The sequence below is a fragment of the Actinoplanes sp. M2I2 genome (assembly GCF_023544445.1).
Lineage (GTDB): Bacteria > Actinomycetota > Actinomycetes > Mycobacteriales > Micromonosporaceae > Actinoplanes.
The window spans coordinates 677,088-697,307 of sequence record NZ_JALPVJ010000005.1 but is presented as its reverse complement, the minus strand read 5'-3'; the positions used below and the strand labels follow the sequence as shown (position 1 = coordinate 697,307).

The following is a 20,220-nucleotide window of genomic DNA, read 5'->3' as shown; positions in this document are numbered from 1 at the left end:
CTCCTCGCGCTACCGTCGGTACGTGACCTCACCAACATACGTACTGTCTGTATGAAAAGCGAGCGCCGAACTCAGGAGCAGCGTTCGACGGCGACCCGGGCGGCTCTGATCGAGGCGGCCCGGCCGTTGTTCGCAGCGTCGGGCTTTGCCGCGGTCAGCACCGAGGCGATCGTCCGCGCTGCCGGGGTGACCCGCGGGGCGATGTATCACCAGTTCGCCGACAAGACCGAGCTGTTCGCCGCCGTCTTCGAGGCCGTCGAGGCCGATCTGACCAAGCGCATCGGTTCCGCCGTGAGCGAGAGCGGCCTGAGCGATCCGATCGCCCTGATGAAGCTGGGCGCGGCCACCTGGCTGGACGCCGGCGCCGAGCCCGAGGTCCAGCGCATCGTCCTCATCGAGGCGCCGTCGGTGCTGGGCTGGGAGCGCTGGCGTGAGCTGAGTTTCCGGTACGGCATGGGGCTCGTCCACAGCCTGGTCGAGTTGGCCATCTCCTCCGGGCGACTGCTCGCCCAGCCTCCGGAGCCGCTCTCGCACGTCCTCATCGGAGCGTTGGACGAGGCGTCGCTCTACGTCGCGCGCTCCGACGACCCGGCCCGGGCCCGTCGCGAGGTCGGAGCCGTCATCGACCGCCTCATCGCGTCACTGGCGGCGTAGAAGGCCTGGTCGCGACGCTGCGCTCACAGTGATCTTGATGATGTCGAGTTGGTTGCCGAGTCCCTATGCTCGCGAGCCAGTTGGTCTGAGTAGTTCATCTGGGGACGTGGAGCGGCATGGTCGAGGAGATCAAGTACGAGTACAAGACCGTGCGGACAGTGCGCGGCACCGACAGCTTGATAATCTCCAAGACCGTCGCCTTCAACGGATCGATCGTGAAAATGACGCCCCACGCCGGCTACGAGACCCGCTTCGATCTGCTCCTGGGCCCGGGTGACAAGGGACCGGACACGGCGGTCGGTCCTGCCTTCAAGTACGAGGACGTCAGCATCCTCGACCTGGAACTGACCGGCAAGAAGATCCCCGCGACCGTGGGCGAAGGCGACAAGTTCCGCTTCGTTGCCAAGGTGGGCCAGTTCAATGCCGACCAGTGCCTCTTCTTCCTCGCCCCCGTTTCGACGGAAGTCCGGTAGCCAAGTCGGACAGCGACCAGCTTGTTCGCCGGGTTACCCGATCGTGGTGGCCCGGTGCCGGGCCCAGCTGGCCGCGGCGGTGGCGAGCGGACCCAGGTGGGCGGCGGACGGACGCTGCTGGTGCCTCTCGAGACTCAGCGCGGCGATGCCGGTGGCGAAGGCGTCGACAGCCCCGGATGGGGCGGTCGACCACGCCGGAATCCGGTCGGCCCAGGCCTCTGCCTGTGCTGGGCTGTGGCCGGCGCGGATCAACCGGACGACCATGAGCGCGGTGTCGATCCAGGCGGCTCCCCGGCAGGGCATCGACCAGTCGACGACCTTGATGCTGCCGCCGTCAAGCAGGAAGTTGTGCGGCGTGACATCGGTGTGTACCAGCGTGTTGCCGTCGACCGCCTCGGGCGCAAGGTAGTCGGCCCATCGGACGGCGGCGGTCTGCACCTTGACCTCTGGGCACGGCGTCAGTGCCGTTGCCATGGTGGTCAGCGTTGTGGCCAGCAGGTTGAGATCGGGCGAGCCCGGGCTCAGGTCGGGATGCCGGCCGGCGACGTACTCGAATCCGAGCATCAGCCAGCCGTGGCGCTCGAATTGCCAGAGCAGGCGGGGCACCTGCGGTGGAAGGTGAGGATTCCATCGGGCCTCGTTGCGATGCATCCAACCCATCGGGTTGTCGGTGGCGGCTCCCTTGCAGAAGAAGTGGCCGGTATCGGTTACCAGCACCACGGCAACGTCGGAGATCGACCCGGACAGGACGGGTGTCGTCCGAAGGGCGGGGCCGGTGTGCCCCTCGACCTCCGCCCGGACGGCCGGCGGCAACTCGTGCCAGGAGTAGCGCATGGGCGCAGCCTCCCACCCTTGAGATCAAGGCCCGCGCGTCACCAGCCGCCGACGCCGGCCAGGACTCGTTCGACCGGGACGGGCTTGCCCAGGTGGAAGCCCTGGCCGAACGGCACGCCGCAGGCCACCAGGGCGTCGCGCTGGGCGGCTGTCTCGATGCCTTCGGCGATGACCGTGCAGCCGTGCTGGTCGGCGAAGCTGACGAGGGCCCGGATGGCGGCCTGCCGGGCGGTCTGGTGTTCGACGCCTTCCAGCGAGTCGATGCCCAGCTTGAGGAACGCCGGCCGCACCGACTCGATGAGCGACAGCGTCTCGTAGCCCGCCCCCAGGTCGTCGACGGACAGCCGGACCCCGCCGCCCAGCCGGGCGATCTCGGCCCCGGGCGCGTCGCCCGTCTCGAGCACCAGCGGCCGGCGCGACGAAGCCAGCAGCGGCGCGAGCTCGTGCGGCCGCCTCAGCAAATCAGCCGAGACGTTCACGGCCAGCCACGTGCCGTTCGGCAGGGACGCCGACGACGCGATCGACGCCTGGATCAGGGCGGCGTCCAGCGCGAGGTGCACGCCGCGGGAAGCCGCCGCCGACAGGGCGTCCCGGGGGTTGCTGCCGTCGGCGAAACGGGTCAGGGCCTCGTAGCCGACGACGTGGCCGGTGGTCAGGTTGTAGATGGGCTGGAAGACCGTGAAGAAGCTGAACTCCTCGAACGAGTGGGCCTGGCTCGACGACGACTTGTCGGAGGACCAGCCGCCGGTTTCGGAGCGCTGCAACCGTACGGTGGTCTGGCCGGCCGTCGGGCCGTGTTCGTGCCGGTAGTGCAGCACCTGCGCCCAGTCGCCGACGGCGGTGGCCGCGGGGGTCGCCGTGGCGGCCTGCTTCTTCTTCTTGGAGACGCGCCGCTTCTTCGGCGTCACCGGGCGGATCAGCCAGGTGCGCAGGTGGGTCAGCAGGTCGACGATCGTGTTGCCGAGGCCGACGAAGGCGACCATCGCGTACAGCGACAGCGTCAGGTTCAGGACGGCGAAGACCAGGTTGTTCCACAGGTGGTGCTCGATGTCGACCCACACCGTGTAGATGCAGAGCACGATCAGGGCCAGCGGCAGCAGTAGGTAGCTGGTCGCCGCCGTCGTCCGGTTGCGGACCTTCGGCGTACGTTTGAAGGCGCTCTTCTCCCCGGTCAGCAGCTGCAGCAGCGAGGCGATGCTGCCCGACAGGTTGACCGGCAGCAGGATCAGGTTGAAGCCGTAGATGCGCAGCATGTCGGACCGCTTGTAGCCCAGCTGTTTGAGGTCCGCGGCCATCATGAAGAAGTACGGCACCGAGATCAGCAGCAGGATCGGGTTGAGCAGTTCGCTGTTGAACGGGTAGGCCAGCATGACCACCAGGCACACGGAGCTCCAGAAGATGGAGGCCATGTAGTTGACGCGCAGGAAGTACTCGCCGAAGCGGTTCTTGTCCTCGCGTTTCGCCTTCGCCCGGAACTGGTCCTTGAGGCGCGACAGGATCAGCAGACCGCCGTTGGCCCAGCGCTGCCGCTGGATGGCCAACGAGCCGAAGTCGGGCGGGGTGGCGCTGTAGGCGAGCCGTTCGGGGTAGTTGTGCAGCAGCCAGCCCCGTACGCCCAGGTCGATCGTCGACTCGGTGTCCTCGATGACCGTACGGTCCTGGATGTAGCGCTTGATCTCCCAGTCGCCCTCGTAGGACACCTCGCAGATTTCGTCGAGGGCCTTCTTGCGGAGCACGGCGTTGGCGCCGACCCAGAACGTGGCGCCGTAGTGGGTCATGCCCTGGTGCACGATGTACTGGATGTCGGTCGTCGCGCCGGAGATGCGCTCGATGCGGGTCGCCGAGCCGGGATAGGCGCTGTACGGCGTCTGGGCCACGGCGTGCTGCGCGTACGCGCCCTGTTCGAGCAGGTGGACCAGGCGCAACGCGTACTCGGGGAGCAGGACGCTGTCGGCGTCGAGGGTCAGCACATAGTCGGGGTTGGGCACGACGAGGTCGGCGCGGTTGGGGCCGGCCGTCACCAGCGCGGTGCCCAGCGGCGTGCTGACTTCCTGGTACGCGCCGCCCATCAGCCCGATGTAGCTATTGAGGTTCATCGCCTTGTTCGGCTCGTGCGACAGCGACACGTACTTCTTGCGTTCGAAGCTGGTGATCTGCACGTCGAAGATGGCGAGCAGCCGCCGGTGCAGCTGGTTCATCCGCGCGACGGGCAGGGTGACCTGTTCGTCGGCGCCCTTGTCGAGGGCGCCGGAGATCTGGCCGAGCTCGACGGCGAGCGGGTGCAGGATGTGCTCGACGAAGAACGTGTCGGTGTGGTCGACGATCTCCTGGCGGGCGCCGAGGTCGTAGAGCCAGTCGGAGGCGAACCGGTATGCGCCGGCCAGCCGGCGCATGTCCTCGAGCACCACCAGGTAACCGCCGCGCAGGCGCACCTGCTCGTCGAAGTGCGCATAGGCGTTCGAGACCCGGTGGTACGGGACCTTGAGCTCGGCCTCGATGCTGCCGGGCAGGGCGCGGGCGGCCAGCAGCATGTCCCGTGCCGCGCGGGTCCTGGGCTGCCGCGGGTCGTCGATCAGCAGGGTCACCCGGAGGCCGGGGTACTCCTGCAGCGCGGCCGAGAGCAGCGTCGTGCGGTTGGTCCGCTCGTCTTCCTGGTACGACGGGACCAGAACCGTCACGGACGGCATCTTCCCGCCGATGAACTCGTCGAGCATGATCCGCGGCGCCCGCTGATGGCCCCGGGCCCGGTAGAAATAGCCGATCCGCGTGATCAGGTAGGCGATCGCGGACGCGGCCAGGCCGGTGACGACGAGCAGGTACACGATCGCCTCGATGACGAGCCGCACGCTCGAGGCGTGACCCGCGACGAACTGCTGGATGATCGTGTAGGTGAGATAACAGGCCCAGACCGTGATGGTCACCACAATCGCGAGCCGGCCGCGGGTGATCCTGCCTTCGGAGACCGGGGGCGGGACGATCGGGTGAGGCTCCGTCCGCCGGTCGGCTCCCCACTGGCGCTGGGCGTCCCGCTTGCGATGGTCCGCCGGTGTGCGTGGCATGCGTTTTTGAGCCCTTCGATCCTGTTTTGCGGCAAGCACCGCGCGGCGGTACCCGGCGGAATTGTCGTTGCGAGATCGACTTGGGGCGTCCGTTGTCCGGTTTGGAGCCACCGGCCGGTGTCCCGTTGATCTTGTCTCTTCGCCCGATCGCGTCAGCCGGTGCGGTGCGCCAGCGTGTGGCGACTCGCAAACGAGAGGGCTTTCATGACGGACCGCGCCACCCCCGTAGCCGTGCGGGCGGATCACGATCCGCTGGCCGACCCGGACTGGCAGGAACCGGAGCAGCCGCGCAGCCGGCTGTCGTGGACGAGGCTGCTGATCCTGCTGCTCGTGCTGGGCCTGGCCGGTGCCGGCGGCACCTTCGAGGTGATGCACCTGCGCAACACGGCCGGCCCGACCGCCAAGTCGTGGGCGGTGCCCTACGTCGACGTCACGCTGACCCCGACGTTCCAGTTCCAGGACCCGACGGCCAACCCGGCCAACGACGTCGCGCTGGGCTTCGTGGTCGCCGACCCCAAGAACGCCTGCGCCCCGAGCTGGGGTGGCGCGTACACGCTGGAGGCGGCGGACTCGGCGCTCGAGCTGGACCGGCGCATCGACCAGCTGCGGCAGGCCGGCGGCGACATCACCCTCAGCCTCGGCGGGCTCAACAACTCCGAGCTGGCGGTGGCCTGTTCGAACCAGGTCAGGCTGACGGCGGCCTACCGGCAACTGGTCAAGCGGTACGACGTGAAGACGCTCGACCTGGACCTCGAGGGCACCGCGGTCGCCGATCAGGCCTCGCTGCGCCGCCGGGTCGCGGCCGTGGCGGCGGTGCAGAAGGAACGCGCGAAGGCGGGTAAGCCTCTGGCCGTCTGGCTGACGCTGCCGGTGGCGCCGGACGGCCTGACCCAGGACGGGGTCGCCGTCGTGCGCGGCATGCTCGAGGGGGGCGTCGCCCTGCGCGGCGTCAACGTGATGACGATGGACTACAACAACGGCGACGCCCGGCCCGACATGCTGGCGCTGAGCCTCAGCGCGCTCAACGGGACCCACAAGCAGCTTTCCGACCTGTATCTGCGGCTCGGCCAGAAGCTCACGTCACCGCAGGTCTGGTCGCGGATCGGCGCCACCCCGATGATCGGTCAGAACGACGTCGACCAGGAGCGTTTCACCGTCGCCGACGCCGAGGGGCTGGCCCGGTTCGCCGTCGACAACGGGCTCGGCCGGGTCTCCATGTGGTCGCTCAACCGGGACGCCCCCTGCCGCGGCACCTTCGCCAACGTGGTCGTGCACTCCAACACGTGCAGCGGTGTCGACCAGGACGCGCTGGCGTTCTCCAAGGTCTTCGCCGGTCTGCCCGGCAAGGCCGCGGGCAGCGACAACTACGACTCGGTGGAGATCCCCGACCAGGCCGCCACCGTCGACGACCCCAAGACCAGTCCGTACCCGATCTGGCGGCTCACCGCGTCGTACGTCGCCGGTTACAAGGTCGTCTGGCGGGGCGTCGTCTACCAGGCCAAGTGGGCCACCTCGGGCGTCGACCCGGCGGCGGCGCCGGCCGCCGGCACGCAGAGCGCGTGGACCGTGGTCGGCCCGGTCAGCCCGGTCGAGAAGGCGCCCCGGCCGGCCCCGGCGGTCACCGGCGTCACCAAGGTGTGGACGGCCGGTTCCGTCTATCGCCGCGGCAACCGGGTGCTGTTCGACGGCCTGCCCTACGAGGCCAGGTGGACCACCAAGGACGAGAGCCCGTCGACGGAGTTCCCGGTCGACGCCGACGACCCCTGGAAGCCGCTCTTCACTGTCCCCGGCGAACCGAAGACGAACTGACAGCGCTCGGCGCCGGGCCGCGGGCGGTGTCACTGATATGGACGGCGGGCTGGAACGCCGCTATTTCATGACGCTTTGTTTCGGCGGCAGTCGCGCGCAGTCAACAAAAGCGGCAACGTACACGGCGGCCACCTCGTGGTCATGAACCGCGGCTATTCTTGCTCGCCGTTGGTCGTCACGCTGAAAGGAAGTACGCAACCCATGCCTCAGCCGGTGACGCTGTCGGTGGTCACGCCGATGTTCAACGAGCGCGAGGCGGTCGACCACTTCGTGGCTCGGCTGCGGCCGGCGCTGGACGGGCTGGGGGAGTCGTACGAGGTCGTGGCCGTCGACGACGGCAGCAGCGACGCCACCGTGTCGCGGCTGATGCAGCTGCGGGTCGAGTGGCCGGAACTGCGCGTGGTGGCCCTGCGGCGCAACGTCGGGCACCAGACGGCGCTGCGGGCCGGGCTCAAGGCCGCGCGGGGCGAGTACGTGGTGAGCATCGACGCCGACCTGCAGGATCCGCCCGAGGTGATCGGCGAGATGCTGGCCGCGGCCCGGCGCGAGAACGTCGACGTCGTCTATGGCGTGCGCAGCGACCGCAGCATCGACACGGCGTTCAAGCGCAACACCGCGGGCGTCTACTACTGGATGATGCGCCGGCTCGTCGGGCCGTGGGTCAGCGACCAGGCCGGCGACTTCCGGCTGATGAGCCGGGCCGTGGTCGACGTGCTGAACGAGCTGCCCGAGCCCCGGCCGGTCTATCGGCTCGTGGTGCCGTCGCTGGGGTTCTCGAGCGCCGAGGTCGGCTACGTGCGGGCGGAACGGGTCGCGGGCGAGACGAAATATCCGCTCAGCCGCATGATCCGGCTGACCTTCGACAGCATCACCGGGTTCTCCGCCTCGCCGTTGCGGATCGCCACCTGGCTGGGCCTGTTCAGCTTCCTGCTCTGCGTCGCGCTGATCGTCACCGGACTGGTCGCCTGGGGGAGCGGCGCGACCGTGCCGGGATGGACGTCGCTCTACATCGCGGTGCTGCTGCTCGGCGGCGTGCAGCTGATCTGCCTGGGACTGCTCGGGGAGTACGTCGGCCGCATCTACGCGGCCAGCCAGGGGCGCCCGGCCTTCCTGGTCGCCTTCGACACCGCCACGCCGGCCCCGCGCAGCGCCCACCCGCTCTCCGGCGGCCCGCTCACGGTCGAGATCGGGGCGGTCGACGTGGATCGCGAGCACGCACCGATCGCCTAATCCGGCGGGTGCAATTCCACGTGGCCGTCGACGACGGTCACGACCACCCGGCCGTCCGGGAACAGGGGCAGGGCTTCCTCGGGGAGTTGCAGGCGGCCCAGGCCGTCGAGCGTCGCGGTGCCGGCCTCGCCCGAGCCGTGCTCGCCGGAGAGCACGCCGTGGCGCAGCCGCAGCACGGTGTCGGCGGCGCCGATCGCGCGCGCGTCGTGGGTGGCCAGCACGACGGCGCTGCCCTGGTCGGCCCGCGAGCGCAGCAGGCGCAGCACCAGGGCCGCGGAGTCGTCGTCCAGCTCGGCGGTCGGCTCGTCGGCGATGAGCAGGGCGGGCGCGCCGACCCCGGCCGCGGCGACGGCCAGGCGCTGCTGCTCGCCGCCGGACAACGCGCCCGGGTGGGCCGTGGCCCGCGACGTCAGCTCGACCTCGGCCAGGGCGGCGTCGGCGTCGACCCGGACGCGCCGCAGCCGGGCCATCTGGGTGATCTGACCACGGGCGTCGAGCTGGGGGAACAGGCTGTGCGAGGGGCGCTGGGCGACCCAGCCGATCTCGTTGCGGCGCAGGCGTTGCAACTCGCGACGGGACAGCGACGAGACCAGCCGGCCCCGGTGGCGCAGCTCGCCGCCGGTCGGGCGTTCGCGCAGGGCCAGCACGGCCAGCAGGGTCGACTTGCCGCTGCCGGACGGACCGGTGATCGCACGGATCCGGCCCTCGGTCACGGTGACGTCGACGCCGCGCAACGCCTGCGTCGGCCCGGTCCGCGCGGCGTACAACTGAAGCAGCTCGCGGCCCTCGAGCAGGGACTCATTCGTCACGGTAGGCCGCCTCCTCCGACGACGAGCGATCCCGGGTGATCAGTACGGCGAGCAACGTGGCCAGGACGGCCGCGCCCGCGGTGACCACCACGGCGGTGGGTGACAGCGTGAACGACAACCGCGGCAGCAGACCGGGCTGGTCGTCGAGCAACCGCGCCCCCAGCGGCGCCAGCGCAAAGACCCCGGCCACCGCGGCGGCGAACGCGATCAGCGACAGCAGGACGAACTCGACCGCCCGGGCTCGCGCCACCCGGGCCCGGCCGAGACCCACCCGGGCCAGCATGAGGTCGGCCGGGCGGCGCAGCGCGGCGGTCCGCTGGGCATAGATGCACAACGTCAGGATCGCGAGCAGCGCCAGATAGCCGGCGATCGCCAGCTGATAGCCGCGGGCCCGGCTCGTGGCCACGTACGCCGATTCCTGGCGCAGCGCGGCGGCGGTGTCGATCCGCTCGGGTTGCGCGTCGTGCCCCGCGACGGCCGCCTGCACCCCCTCGGCGCCACCCGAACTCCACACGAAGACCTGCGCGAAGAGCGGGTTGGGGTACTGGTAGCGCGGCCGCAGGCGGGGATCGTCGACACCCATCTTGCCCAGCGTCGGGTCGGCCGCCGCGACATACATGGGCCGTCCGCGCTGACCGGGGAACGCCCGCACCCGCCCGGCGATCGCGAAGTACTCGTCGCGGTAGCCCAGCCGCATGCGGATGGTGTCCTCGGCGTCCGACACCGGGTCGGCGACGGTGATCACCCGGGGCCGCCCGCCGGCGTCCATCGGCTCGGCGGCCAGGCCGGCCACCGCCTCACGGGCCGCGGCCAGATCGGCGCCGCGCCCCCACAACGCGATGTCCGCGAAGCGCGCCGGGTCGATGATGAGCAGGTCCTTCTGGTCGTCGTCGAGCAACGTCCGCACGTCGGTCCGCCACACGACCGTGGTCCCCCCGGGCAGAGGCGGCACCCGTACGCCCGGGACCGGCCCCTCCGGAGGCGCGCGGAACTCCACTTGCTCCGGCACCAGCGGCGCGGCCTTGTCGAGCTGCCACGAGCCTTCGAGGACGCCGACCCCCTCGGCGCCGGCCGCCACCGCGACCCGGTCGCCGGCCGAGATCTCGGTCGTGCGCACCGCCGACTGCGCGAACAGCAGCATCCCCAGGCCCGCGGTCACCACCACGACGGTGAGCCGGCGTTCGGCGCCACCCGAACCGAGCCGGCGCCGGGCCAGCCACCACACGGCCCGGCCGGGCGAGCCCGGCAGGCGCGCGCGGGAGCCCGCGAGGCGGCCGGGCAGCCACCCGGCGACCACCCCGACCGCGGCCAGGACGAGCAGCGGCACGAGCAGGTCGACCCCGCCGGCCGGCCCGCCCGCGCCGATCAGCCCGCCCGCGGCGACCAGCGCGGCGATCACCACCATCGAGCCCCAGGGCAGGGCTCGCCGCGCCGTCGCGGGTGGTGCCGGGCGTACCCGGCGGGAAGCCGCGAGAGCGCCGACCACGGCGACCGCCAGCAGCCCGGCGAGCACGGCCAGGCCGCCCGCCCGGGCGGCGGTGGACAGCGAATTCTCGATGGCGCCGGGCGGGCCGAGCCGGTCGACGAGCTGCCAGGCGACGAGCCACCCGAGACCCGCGCCGAGAGCGGCCGGCAACAGGTGTTCGAGCAGCCACAATCCGCCCACGCGGATCGGCGGCAGGCCCACGGCGGCGGCGTGCCGCAGTTCCCGCTCGCGGCGCCGGGCCGACAGCAGGGCCACCGCGAGCACCGAGGCCAGCCCGATGGCGATCGCCGACCACTCCACCGGGCGGGTCCGCTGCCGTACGGCCTCGGTGGTGGCCTGGGCCGTCGCGACGATGCGGCTGATGCCGGACGCGAACTGCAGCGCCGTCGGCTCGTCGTCCAGGACCGGCTGCTCGGCGGCGTATTCGCGGCGCAGCAGGTCGATCTCACCGGCTGTGCGCCGGGCCTCGGCCAGCGTCACGCCCGGTGTCAGGGCGGCCTCGACCGACCAGAAGAGCGGGTCGTCCACGGACTGCGCCAGCCGCTCGACCGTCGGCAGGTCACCGATCAACAGGTACGCCGGCAGGGTCTCGTACTCGGTGTCGGGCGGCGTGTCCCCGCGCCGCAGCGCCCACTTGCGGCTGCCCGGCAGATCGGCCGGCAACCGCCCCCCGACATCGACCGCGTAGATCCCGGCCACCGTCGTCGTCGCGTTCCGCGGCTTTCCGCGCGCGCCCTGGCGCAGCGACAGCCCGATCCGGTCGCCCGCCCGCACCCCGAGCTCGGCCGCCATCGGCTGCGGCAGCCAGAGTCCGTCCCCCGACGGCGTCCCGACCACCTCGGTCGCGGGGTTCCGGACGGCGAAGAACCGCCCGCGCTCCTGCTTGCCGCCCGCACTGACCGTGAAGCCCCAGTACTGCGGCGAGGCCACCTCCGCGCCGAGTGACTGCCCGGTGAGATCGGGCTCCTCCAGCCCCGGCACCGCCCGCATGTCGTCCAGGACGGGTTGCTGATCGACGCTGCGCGGCCCGACGTCGGCCGACACGCGCACCACCGCCGCGTCGTTCTGCCGGGCCGACGCGGGAATCTCGTCCCGCCGCACCTCGAAGGCCGCGTTGTCCGACGCCTCGGCGAAGATCGGCCCGGCCGACCCGGCCGCCCCGAGCACCAGGAACGCGGCCACGATCAGCACCGACCAGGCCCGTTGGCGCAGACCACCGAACACCGCGGCCACGGTGAGCCGGTCGCCGAACGCCATGGCCCTCCCTCGACCGTCGCCCCCCGTGGGCCCTACCAGGAAGCTATATCAACTCCCGGTGGCGGCGCGGCCCGGCACGGCTGGACGAACGGTCACACCGCTCCGGCCGGGGCGACCGGGACGGCGATGCGCAAGGCCTCCACGAGACCGCGGTAGAGGTCGTCCGACTCGAGCAGGGAGTCGTGGGTGCCGACGGCCCGGACGCGGCCGTTGTCGAGGACGATGATGCGGTCGGCCTCGATCACTGTGGACAGTCGGTGGGCGATGGTGACCACCGCGGCCGACTGCGCCCTCTCCCGTACGGAATCCTGCAGGGCGGCCTCGGTCAGGGCGTCGACCTGGGCGGTGGCCTCGTCCAGGAGCAGGACGGCCGGGGTGCGCACGAGAGCCCGGGCCAGGGCGATGCGCTGGCGTTCGCCGCCGGAGAGCTCGGCGCCGGACAGCGGGGTGTCCAGGCCCTGGGGGAGCGACGCCACTTTGTCGGTCAGGTGCACCCGTTCCAGCACCGACCGCACCTCCTCCTCGGTGGCGTCGGGATAGCTGAACAGCAGGTTGTCGCGGATGGTGCCCGGCACGACCGGCGCCTCCTGCTCGACGTACGCCAGCTCGGCCCGGATCTCGCTGTGCGTGAGGGACCCGTAGGGCCGGCCCTGCAGACGGATCTCGCCCGACTGCGGATCGAGGAAGCGCAGCAGCAGCGAGAACAGCGACGTCTTGCCCGCGCCGGACGGGCCGACGATCGCGGTGTGCCCGCGCGACGGGATCGTCAGCGTGACACCGTCGAGGGCGGGACGCGCGTCCTCGGCATAGCGCAGGGTGACGTCGTCGATCGTGAGGACCGGAGCGTCGGGGACCCGGGCGCCGGGGCGCGGGTCGGAGGTCTCCTCGGTCATCGCGTACACCTCGCTGATCCGCCGGGCGGCGGCGATGCCGGACTGCAGCGCGGTCACGTTCTGGGTCAGCTCGCCGATCGGGCCCATCAGCTGGAACGCGTACAACAGGAACGCGATCAGGCTGCTGACCTCGAGCAGGCCGGCGTCGGCCCGCCAGGCGCCCACGCCCAGCACGGCGATCACGGCGAGCGAGACGCCGCTCCACGACACCGTCCAGACCCACGCGGCCCGGCGGGCGGCGCGAACGTTGTACATGGCGGCGCGGCGCGCGTCCGCCTCGATGCGGCCGCTCTGGCGCTCCTCGGCCCGGCTCGCCTTGACCGTCCGCATCGCCCGCAGCGTGCCCTCCAGTTCGCCGCCCAGCTCGCCGACGGCGTCCTGCGCGGCCTTCTGGCTCTTGCTGATCGAGGGCAGCAGCAGGGCCATGACCGCGCCGACGATCACCACCGCGGCCAGCGTGCACAACAGCAGGACCACATCGAGCGTGCCCATCAGGACCAGGGTCGCCAGGAACGCCAGCGAGGCGTTGATCAGCCCGACGATGCTCGACGACGCCTGGTGCAGCAGGCCGGGGTCGGCGGTCACCCGGGTCACCAGCTCGCCGGTGGGCCGCCCGGTGAGCTCGGCCAGCCGGGCCCGGAAGTAGCGCTGGATCACCGAGAGGCGGGCGTCCAGCACGACCTGCTCGGCCAGCGTGCCCATGAGGATCCACTGCCAGAGCCCGATGACCGAGCCGATCACCACCAGCACCAGCAGCAACGAGATCGGGCCGGCCAGCGCGTCGCCGGTGCCCAGCGTGTCGATGATCCGCTTGGTGGCGAGCGGCGCGGCGAGGTTGGCGGCGTTGGAGACCAGCCCGAGGACGAGCCCGAGGATCAGCACACGAAGGTGGGGACGGAGAAGGCGCAGCAGAATCTGCATGGTTCGTAGTGGAACACATCTGTTCCATGACGGGCAATGCCCATTCCCGTACAGTGTGGCCGTGACCTCCGGAGTCAAGAACCGCACGCGGCAGGCGATCGTCGATGCCGCGATCGATCTGCTGGCCGGAAATCCCGCCTGCTCGCTGGGCGACATCGCCGCCGCGGCCCAGGTCGGACGGACGACGCTGCATCGCTATTTCGGCGAGCGCGCCGACCTGCTGGCCGCCGTGGCCGCGGAGGGTGGCGAGCGTCTGGTCCGGGCGGCTGCCCTGGCCGACCTCGAGCGGGGCACCGGCGGTGAGGCCCTGCTGCGGCTCTGCCGGGAGTACTTCGACCTGGGCTCACTGCTGTCGCTGATGTTCGCCGGGGCGGGCGGCGAGTGCTGGGAGTCCCAGGACGAGCAATGTCTGGTCGCCGTCGTCGAACGCGGCCACGCGGACGGCTCGATCGACCCCGCACTGCCGGCCGATTGGGTGCTCGGGCTGCTCTGGAGCCAGTTGTACGCCGCCTGGGAGTATCTCGGCCAGCGCCGGGACGCGTCCCGCCATCACGTGCTCGACCTGCTCACCCGCACGCTGTCGAACGCGCTGCGCCCACCGCCGGCCTGACCCCGCGCCGGCCGGCTCCGTCGAAGCCGGGCCGGTGCGGTCGGATGCGGTCAGGCGTGCGTCACGGTGAGGTTGTAGAACTTCACCTTGGCGCCGTTCGAGGTGCTCTCCGATGAGGACTGGTTGTACGAGCCGGCCTTGAAGTACTGCTTGTACGGGTTGAACGACGACGGGATCGTGTAGTTCGTCCGGCTGCCGTTGATGGTCACGCCGGCCTGGTTGCCCCGGACGTTGATGACGTAGGTCCACTTCTGGCCGACCGCCACGCTGCCCAGCTTGTGCAGCGTCTGGCCGTCGGTCGGGCTGCGCTGCTGGCCGAGGTAGATGTCGCCGTTGGCGCGGTAGTAGAGCTCGAGCAGCGGCTTGGTCGAGGGGCCGCCGGTGCCCAGCTTCACCTGGCCGACCGCGACGTTCTTGGTGACCGACACGATGCGCAGCTCGGCGCTCAGCGTGTGATTGCCCGCGAGCGACCAGTCGGCGGCCGAGCCGTTGGCGTTCATCTCGCGCAGTTCCGACCGGGCGTACTTGGAATTCGGCGTGGTCACGCCCTTCTCGGGGGCCCAGAACGTCATCGAGCCGTCGTTCTTGTCGGTCCAGAAGTACGTCGGGTTGGTGTACCCGCCGGCGCCCTTGAGCCGGGACGGCGGGATCGTCTCGGGGGCGCCGGGGGAGCCGATGGGCAGTTGGAGCGACCAGACGGAGAGGTTGAAGTTGCCGCCCGGGGCGACGGCCGGGTCGAGCGCGGCGGCGTTGGCGTTGGTGACACCGAGCGCGCCGAGCCCGGCGACGACGGCCGTGGACAGTACGGCGGCGAGCAGCGTGCGCTTCTTCATGGGGATACCTCATTTGCCGTGGGGGATTTGGCAAGATGGTTAACAATAAAGGCAGCTATCGATGTCCTGTCAACGTCAGCCCTGGTCAGATCCTTAAATATTCTTGAGCATCTTCAGTGGCGGTGAGTGGATGATGGCCCGCCGGGTGGCGTCGGCTCTCCTGGCGGCTCAGGTTGACGGTATATACCGCGCACCGTAATCTGCTGCTGTGACAGCGATGCGGAATCCGACGTTGATCCTCACCGCCCTGGTGACAGGGCTCGATCTCGGCTGCAGGGTGATCGACGCGGGCGTCGGCCGGCTCGACGACCATGCCGAAGGCCGACTGCGGGCGCGACCGGACGCCATCGGGGTTCGCAGATGACCGCCTCAGGTGAGTTCGTGCCGGCGCAGGTCGCTCTGGAGCGCCGGTATCGGCGGCTTCTGTGGGCCTATCCCGCCGACTACCGCCGTGTCCACGGCGAGGAGATCCTCACGATGCTGATGGACTCGGCCGAGCCGGGCCGTCGTCGGCCGGCCGGAGCCGACACGATCGATGTGCTGCGCGGTGCGGTCCGGCAGCGATTCCGCCTGCCGGTCGGCCGGTCGGCGGTGCTCGCGGCCGTGCTCGCGGCCTTGGTTCTCGGAGCCGTGCAAGCGGGTGTGAGCTCGTGGCTGGTCTGGCAGACGGCCGCGGATCTGCCGTCCGACGCGGCGGCCCGGCGGATGGCGGAAACCGTGGCGGGCGCGCCGTTGATCGCGCCGGACGTCCAGCGACCCGCCGGCCTGCGACAGACGCCGTGGGAGGTGAACGTGGCCAACCCCGACGAGCAGCGATTCGCGAATTGGACGACCGAAGCGGCGCAGGCGCGACTGCAAGCCGACGGCTGGACGCTCGGCCCCGTCGAGGGGTACACCGTCGCCTCGTACGGAGGCAACAAGCTCGCGCCCCGGCCAGGGATCACCCGAACCGGCCCCGACGAGATCCACCAGACGTTCCAGGCCACCCGTGACGGCCACGTCCTGCACGTTCACGCGAATGCGGTCCTGGCGCCGGGCGCCGCCGGTTCCGGTTTGCTGACCACCGTTTCGCTGATGCCGCCGAGGTGGGAACCAGGAGCGATGCTGCTGGGATGGCTCATCGGCGCGACGATCGGCTGGCTCCTCACCGCCTGGGCCGGCTACCGCCTCCGAGGCCGGACGCTGGCGCGCCGGATGGCCGCTCTGGCGCTCGGTCTCACCGCGCTCTGGTCCGCCGTCGCTCCCGTCGCCGACTTCTACCTGAGATGGGGCAGCTTCGCCCTCACCGATCCCGTCGATCGGGGCATCGATCCGACTTATGGATCAGTCGTCGACCATCTCGACCAGGTCGGCGTGACGCTGGCCATCGCCGCCGCGATTCTCGCCCTTGCCGCAGCGGGCCGCCGCCGACCCGCCGCCGGCCGCCGCCCGGCAGGGGGCCCGGCCGCGACGACGGCCTGAGACGAACCCGGCTCAGCCGGACGATCAGCGCTGTCCATAGAGGACCGTCTACGATTCTCGGTCATGCCGACCGACCGGTTCAGCGACACCGTTCTGCTCTCCGTCCCGCCCGCGGAGATCTACGCCCACCTGCTCGATCCGCAGAGCTACGTCGGCTTGTCGCCGCTCGTCGTCGCCGTCCGCGAGATCCGTCCGGCCGGGGACGCGACCTCCTACGTGGCGGTCGAGCGGTTCCGGTTCGGGCCGTTCCACTGGGACAACCCGATCCGGGTCACGCTGAACGGCGCGCAGCCCGGTCGCCGGCTGGTCAGCGACGTCGTCAGCCCAGGTGGCGTACGGCTCACCGCGACGGTCGATCTGGCCCCCGCCGAGGAGGGCGCGGCCCTGACCGAGTCGATCGAGGTGTCGTCGCCCGCGGTGCTCCGCTCGTTCGTCGTCAGGCAGGCCGCTTCGGTCCAGCGTGCCCGCCTGGCCGAGCTGGCCCGCCGCTTCAGCCGGTGATCGGGCGGGCCGGCGCGGTGCCGCCGACCAGCCGGTGCTCCGGCCGGTGGAAGTCCGGCTCGTCCACGGGCCAGTCGGCCGCGTCGTCGCGCGGGACAAAGCCGATCGCCTCGGCGCCGGTCGTGGCGAGCCAGCGCTCGCGGTTGGCCGAGACGCCCCACACCACCCGAAAGCCGGTCGCCCGCAGCGAAGCCTCGACCAGCCGGGCGGCATCGCCGGGAGAGAGCCACATCGCCCGGTCCCGGGGCTCCCGCGGCTGCTCGAAGCACGCCCCGATCCGCAGGCAGATGACGTGCACACCGAAGCGGTCGTGGTGGAGCCGCCCCAGCGACTCCATCGCCGCCTTGCTCCAGCCGTAATAGCTGTCCGGCCGGGGCGGCACATCGTCGGGCAGGCCGCCGGGGCCGGCGTCGGCGCGGGACCAGAACCCGGCCGCGTGGTTGCTCGACGCCAGCACGACCCGCCCGGCCCCGGCCCGCAACACGTTCTCGGTGCCCCGGACGTTGGCCTCGAGCACCTCGTCGAACGACCCGCCGCCGGCCATCCCGCCCAGGTGGACGACCGAGTCCACCCCCTCGCAGGCCGCCGCGACCGCCGCGGCGTCCCTGACGTCGAGGGCCGACACCCCGGGCTCCGGCCGCAGGTCGGTCAGCCGCCACGGAAGATGACCCAGCCGGGTCCGCAACATCCGCCCGATCCGCCCCGCCGCCCCGGTCATGAGAATCTCCGCCATGGTCGACGTGATACCCCTCTTGGAACATGGATTTCCCGGGAGTCGCGGACGGAGTTCCGTACGTGGCGTCGGCCCCGGCCGGCGTCGTCGGCTTCCTCCTGAGTCGGTTCGGAGGACGGCCCGGCCTGGCCCGGCTCAGCCGCGCCGGTTACCGGGGCAGCGTGACCCAGCGGCCGGAAGCGGCCGACTGCTCCATCGCGTCCAGTGCCTCGGCGGCCCGGATGGCGTCGGTCAGCGACGGCCCGTACGGCTGATTGTCGGTCACCGACCGCAGGAACCGGGCCGCCTCGATGACCTTGAGGTCGTCGAAGCTCAGGGGGATGCCGGCGCCCGGCTGGAAGGCCCCGAAGTCGCCGTCTGCGGGGCCGACGTACACGGTGCGCACCGGCTCGTCCTGATAGGACCGGCCGGTGCCGACGCCGAGCTCGCCCATGCGGCGGAAGTCCCAGAACAGCGCGCCGGTCGTGCCGTGGATCTCGAAGCCGTAGCTGTTCTGTTCGCCGACGGCGACGCGGCTGCAGTCGAGGGTCACCCGGGCGCCCGAGACCATCCGCAGCAGGCTGCCGAAGTAGTCGTCGTTCTCGACCGGCCCGGGCTCGCCGGCGGCCCGTTGGTGACCGGCCGTCGCGGTGGTCGGGCGGGGGCGTTCCGGGATGAAGATCGCGGTGTCGGCCACCAGCGAGTCGATCTCGCCGAGCAGGTGGCGAACCAGGTCGACGCCGTGCGCGCCCAGGTCGCCGAGCACCCCGTTGCCGCCCCGGGCTCGTTCGAAGCGCCAGCTCAGCGCGCCGTCGGGGTGGGCCGCGTAGTCGCTGAGGAACCGGAACCGGGCGTGGGTGACCGTTCCGATCCCGCCGTCCGCGATGATCCCCCGCGCCTTCTCGACGGCCGGGGCGTGGCGGTAGTTGAACCCCACGGTGACCTGGATGTCGCCGACGATGGCGCGCGCGTCGGCGGCCGTCAGCCCCACCGGTTTCTCGATCCAGATGTGCTGCCCGGCCGCCGCGAATGCGCTTCCCATCTCGCGGTGCAGGAAGTTGGGCGTGGTGATGCTGACGGCCCGCACCCGCGGGTCACCGACCAGCGAGCGCCAGTCGGCCGTCGACTCCTCGAAGCCGTACCGCCGGGCGGCCGCCTCGGCGCGCCCGGGCACGTCGTCGGCCACCGACACCAGCCGCAGCGGCCGGGCGTCGGCGAAGTGGTGCGGGACCCGGGCGTACGCCTGGGCGTGCACCCGGCCCATCCAGCCGAAACCGACGACGGCGACGCCCAGCTCGGGCTCCATGTCAGGTCGTCCGGCGACGGCGGGCGATGAGGAAGCCGCCGAGGCCCAGCGCGGCCAGGACGACGACGGCGATCGTGACGATCACACCGGTGCTGGAGTCGTCGTCCTGCGCCGAGGCCAGGTCGGTGGTCGGGGCCGGGGCGGCCGCGCTCGCCGGCGGCGGGGGCGCCGCGACCAGTGACTCGTCGGGCGCCGGCGCGGACGGCGCGTCGCCGGCGGGCGGCTCGGCCGTCGCGGACGGGTCGGCGACGGTGAACTTGTAGGAGCCCTGGACCGTGTGGCCGTCCTTGGAGACCACGCGGTAGGCGACCGTGTAGGCGCCGTTGGCCAGCGGGTCGAAGGAGACCGCGCCGGTGGCCCCGTCGACCTTGGGCTCGGAGACGTCGACCTTGGCCGCGCCGGTGACCGTGATCGTCGTGTAGTCGGGGTTGAGCTTCTGCAGGAACTTGAGCTTGACGCTGGTCGGGGCCTTCTTGACGGTGGCGCCCTTGGCCGGGGTGGCCTGGGCCAGCGCGTTGTGGGCGAACGCCGGGGCGCCCGGCAGCAGCACGGCCAGCGTCGCGGCCAGCGCGACGAGCAGGCGGGTCAGCCTCGGGCGGCGGGGTCTGGCCATGTCAACGGTTCCTTCCGCAGGCGTACGTGGCGCCATGGTAGTTCGGCCGGAGGTTGCCGGTCGTTCCCCGGCCCGCGGAAGTGCCGCCGATCGTCGCGCACGCACCGGTGCCGGGCGCGAAACGCGCCCGGCACCGGCGGGGACCCGTGGGATCGTGATCAGCGAAATGGGGCCCGGGGCGACTCCTTTCCGGCGGCCCGCGGGAGCGTGCCGCACATCAGAAATGCGAAATGCCGTTCAGGCGTCGGGGAAACGCCGGGAAAAGTGGTACGGATTGAGCGGAACAATTGTCAGCGGCCGCGGGGCCCGCGCCCGTCGCGGTCACCGAAACGGTCGTGCCCACGGTCACCGAAACGGTCGTGGCCCCGGTCGTGACCCGGGCGGCCCCAGCTCCAGCCGCGCTCGACCTCGAGGGCGAACGTGCCGCGGTGGAAGCCGCGCCGCTGGAATTCACAGTCGTAGTCGTTCCAGCGGCCGAACCGCTCACCGATGCGACCGGCCAGCTCACAGGCCCGGATCGAGCGGTAGTAGCCCACCGTCACCTCGCGGCCACGGTGTCTGTCGGCCTGCGTCGAGCCGGTCTGGGACTGGGCCGAGGCGGTCGCCGGGGCCTCCACGGCCTGCGCCGGTCCGACCCCGAAGGCCACGCCGGCCAGCAGGCCGAGACCGGCCGTCGTCAGAAGTCGCGTCACCTTGTTCATGTCTTACTCCCCTTCCAGGAGGGCGGTATCGACTATTCGGTGTTGCATGATCAGGAAA

General features: G+C 71.4%; 18 protein-coding genes. 8 read left to right on the top strand and 10 right to left on the bottom strand.

Going from position 1 to position 20,220, the window contains the following annotated elements; all coding sequences use genetic code 11:
• Nucleotides 1-51: 51 nt before the first annotated feature.
• Both HJC40_RS14280 and HJC40_RS14275 read left to right on the top strand, forming a co-directional pair.
• Nucleotides 52-654: a TetR/AcrR family transcriptional regulator gene (locus HJC40_RS14280; protein ID WP_250001531.1), complete on the top strand. Its 603-nt coding sequence runs from the start codon at nucleotides 52-54 to the stop codon at nucleotides 652-654.
• 116 nt (nucleotides 655-770) lie between these two features.
• The gene (locus HJC40_RS14275; protein WP_250001530.1) at nucleotides 771-1,127 is read left to right on the top strand and encodes a DUF4839 domain-containing protein; all 357 of its coding nucleotides are present in this window, start codon (nucleotides 771-773) and stop codon (nucleotides 1,125-1,127) included.
• A gap of 33 nt (nucleotides 1,128-1,160) precedes the next feature.
• Here HJC40_RS14275 and HJC40_RS14270 read toward each other — a convergent pair whose 3' ends face one another.
• Nucleotides 1,161-1,961 (bottom strand): phosphotransferase, encoded by an 801-nt coding sequence (locus tag HJC40_RS14270; RefSeq protein ID WP_250001529.1) that lies wholly within the window; start codon nucleotides 1,959-1,961, stop codon nucleotides 1,161-1,163.
• 38 nt (nucleotides 1,962-1,999) lie between these two features.
• Nucleotides 2,000-5,020, bottom strand: a complete 3,021-nt coding sequence (locus HJC40_RS14265) for an EAL domain-containing protein (protein ID WP_250001528.1) — start codon at nucleotides 5,018-5,020, stop codon at nucleotides 2,000-2,002.
• A 204-nt stretch (nucleotides 5,021-5,224) separates the two neighbouring features.
• On the opposite strand from HJC40_RS14265, the gene HJC40_RS14260 reads away from it, so the two are divergent.
• Complete coding sequence (locus HJC40_RS14260; RefSeq protein WP_250001527.1) at nucleotides 5,225-6,829, top strand: chitinase; 1,605 nt, start codon at nucleotides 5,225-5,227, stop codon at nucleotides 6,827-6,829.
• Between the two features lie 201 nt (nucleotides 6,830-7,030).
• On the top strand, nucleotides 7,031-8,059 hold the full coding sequence (locus HJC40_RS14255; RefSeq protein ID WP_250001526.1) for a glycosyltransferase family 2 protein: 1,029 nt from the start codon (nucleotides 7,031-7,033) through the stop codon (nucleotides 8,057-8,059).
• Here the strand turns inward: HJC40_RS14255 and HJC40_RS14250 are convergent.
• The 3 genes from HJC40_RS14250 to HJC40_RS14240 form a co-directional block, all read right to left on the bottom strand.
• The gene (locus tag HJC40_RS14250) at nucleotides 8,056-8,868 is read right to left on the bottom strand and encodes an ABC transporter ATP-binding protein (RefSeq protein ID WP_250001525.1); all 813 of its coding nucleotides are present in this window, start codon (nucleotides 8,866-8,868) and stop codon (nucleotides 8,056-8,058) included. The genes HJC40_RS14255 and HJC40_RS14250 overlap by 4 nt on opposite strands.
• Nucleotides 8,858-11,611, bottom strand: a complete 2,754-nt coding sequence (locus HJC40_RS14245) for an FtsX-like permease family protein (RefSeq protein ID WP_250001524.1) — start codon at nucleotides 11,609-11,611, stop codon at nucleotides 8,858-8,860. The genes HJC40_RS14250 and HJC40_RS14245 overlap by 11 nt, the downstream gene beginning before the upstream one ends.
• Nucleotides 11,612-11,703: 92 nt before the next feature.
• On the bottom strand, nucleotides 11,704-13,425 hold the full coding sequence (locus tag HJC40_RS14240; RefSeq protein ID WP_250001523.1) for an ABC transporter ATP-binding protein: 1,722 nt from the start codon (nucleotides 13,423-13,425) through the stop codon (nucleotides 11,704-11,706).
• Nucleotides 13,426-13,486: 61 nt separating this feature from the next.
• Between HJC40_RS14240 and HJC40_RS14235 the strand changes: the two genes are divergently transcribed.
• Nucleotides 13,487-14,035 carry a TetR/AcrR family transcriptional regulator gene (locus HJC40_RS14235; protein WP_250001522.1) on the top strand — a complete coding sequence of 183 codons (549 nt, stop codon included), beginning with the start codon at nucleotides 13,487-13,489 and terminating at the stop codon, nucleotides 14,033-14,035.
• Nucleotides 14,036-14,085: 50 nt separating this feature from the next.
• Here HJC40_RS14235 and HJC40_RS14230 read toward each other — a convergent pair whose 3' ends face one another.
• Nucleotides 14,086-14,868: a polysaccharide lyase family 7 protein gene (locus tag HJC40_RS14230; RefSeq protein WP_250001521.1), complete on the bottom strand. Its 783-nt coding sequence runs from the start codon at nucleotides 14,866-14,868 to the stop codon at nucleotides 14,086-14,088.
• A gap of 208 nt (nucleotides 14,869-15,076) precedes the next feature.
• Between HJC40_RS14230 and HJC40_RS14225 the strand changes: the two genes are divergently transcribed.
• The 3 genes from HJC40_RS14225 to HJC40_RS14215 all read left to right on the top strand — a co-directional run bounded on the left by HJC40_RS14225 (nucleotide 15,077) and on the right by HJC40_RS14215 (nucleotide 16,830).
• Entirely contained in the window at nucleotides 15,077-15,232 is a 156-nt protein-coding gene (locus HJC40_RS14225; RefSeq protein ID WP_250001520.1) for a hypothetical protein, read from the top strand.
• The gene (locus HJC40_RS14220; protein ID WP_250001519.1) at nucleotides 15,229-16,329 is read left to right on the top strand and encodes a hypothetical protein; all 1,101 of its coding nucleotides are present in this window, start codon (nucleotides 15,229-15,231) and stop codon (nucleotides 16,327-16,329) included. Before HJC40_RS14225 ends, HJC40_RS14220 begins: the two co-directional genes overlap by 4 nt.
• Before the next feature lie 63 nt (nucleotides 16,330-16,392).
• The gene (locus HJC40_RS14215) at nucleotides 16,393-16,830 is read left to right on the top strand and encodes an SRPBCC family protein (RefSeq protein ID WP_250001518.1); all 438 of its coding nucleotides are present in this window, start codon (nucleotides 16,393-16,395) and stop codon (nucleotides 16,828-16,830) included.
• Here HJC40_RS14215 and HJC40_RS14210 read toward each other — a convergent pair.
• From HJC40_RS14210 to HJC40_RS14195, 4 genes are all read right to left on the bottom strand, one after another.
• The gene (locus HJC40_RS14210; RefSeq protein WP_250001517.1) at nucleotides 16,820-17,563 is read right to left on the bottom strand and encodes an NAD(P)-dependent oxidoreductase; all 744 of its coding nucleotides are present in this window, start codon (nucleotides 17,561-17,563) and stop codon (nucleotides 16,820-16,822) included. The genes HJC40_RS14215 and HJC40_RS14210 overlap by 11 nt on opposite strands.
• 148 nt (nucleotides 17,564-17,711) lie before the next feature.
• Complete coding sequence (locus tag HJC40_RS14205) at nucleotides 17,712-18,848, bottom strand: Gfo/Idh/MocA family protein (RefSeq protein WP_250001516.1); 1,137 nt, start codon at nucleotides 18,846-18,848, stop codon at nucleotides 17,712-17,714.
• A 1-nt stretch (nucleotide 18,849) separates the two neighbouring features.
• Nucleotides 18,850-19,461, bottom strand: a complete 612-nt coding sequence (locus tag HJC40_RS14200; protein WP_250001515.1) for a copper resistance CopC family protein — start codon at nucleotides 19,459-19,461, stop codon at nucleotides 18,850-18,852.
• A gap of 290 nt (nucleotides 19,462-19,751) precedes the next feature.
• Nucleotides 19,752-20,162: a hypothetical protein gene (locus HJC40_RS14195; RefSeq protein WP_250001514.1), complete on the bottom strand. Its 411-nt coding sequence runs from the start codon at nucleotides 20,160-20,162 to the stop codon at nucleotides 19,752-19,754.
• Between the last annotated feature and the right edge of the window lie 58 nt (nucleotides 20,163-20,220).